Annotated in this window: 2 protein-coding genes; both read right to left on the bottom strand. The window is 30.6% G+C overall.

Translation table 11 applies throughout. The annotated features are described in order from the left end of the window. On the bottom strand, positions 1 to 295 hold a 295-nt coding region (locus tag X275_RS09625), incomplete at its 3' end, for a hypothetical protein (protein ID WP_156168774.1). A 116-nt stretch (positions 296 to 411) separates the two neighbouring features. Continuing rightward, on the bottom strand, positions 412 to 1,104 hold a 693-nt coding region (locus tag X275_RS09630), incomplete at its 5' end, for a hypothetical protein (protein ID WP_047268611.1).

Consider the following 1,104-nt stretch of genomic DNA (forward strand, 5'->3'; position numbering starts at 1 on the left):
TTTGTGCTTTTGAAAATATTACTACTGTCTTGTTTGAATAATTTTTTACTAATATCAATGAGTTGCTTTTGTCATACATGAATGCATCTTTTGGTATGTTTGCATTAAATTCCATTTCTATTGCTGATGAATTCACTTGAGAATACACATCATAATTCGTTGAAAGATCTACTCTAATATCTTCTGTGTTTAATTTACCAACTGGTACCGCTTTAAAACAACTTGTTAATATTATTAGTAGTGCTATTAAAAGCACAACTAGATAACTATACTTTTTCATACCTTCCACCTCCATTTGTCATATAAAAATATCATTTAATGATATCGCCTAATAATACCACAACTTTATATTAACTCTATATTAATCTAAAATTTTATTATCTTTTGAATTTATGCTTTAATTGTTTAAATTCATTCTGTTACTATACTTCCAAAATTTATCCAATTATAATCTGCTGTTAGTTCTAAATTACAAGGTATATGATTATCATCTTGTAGAACAACTATACCATTTTCTCCATCTGCCACTATTGAATAATATTCAGAACCTACCCCGCCATTCCCAACTGAATTTACTGAATAAGCTATACCATCTGTATCATATTCACACGCAAGATAATTATTATCATTATCAGAATCATTATAATATGTATCAAAAGCATCGTTATTTGCAAGTCTAGATGGTTTTTTTATTCTCATCATTATGAATCCTCTATTACCTGCTGCTATTTCATAATGCTCTGAACCTACTCTATCTATCCCACTAATTATAGCATCGTCAAATTTCACTTTTCCTTCAAGGCTCCAGGATAACCCCATAAGGAAATAATAAGAATATTTTACAACCTTTAATCCTTCTATTCCGTCTGCTACATATATCCTATCATTTGCTGCATCTACATATAAATCACTTACCATTCCTAACGTATTGTATCTCGAATCATCTCCATCCGCTAATGTTGGGTTAAACGGATAAGAAATGTCGAACATAACTACACCTGCTTCTCCATCTGCTACTAATAAAGCCTTAAATGAAAAAGGAATACCTATACTGCCATCATAACCGATAGCCATCATAACCCCAACATTACTTGTTCCATTTCC

Origin of the sequence: Marinitoga sp. 1197 (assembly GCF_001021165.1) — a bacterium.
Taxonomy (GTDB): domain Bacteria; phylum Thermotogota; class Thermotogae; order Petrotogales; family Petrotogaceae; genus Marinitoga.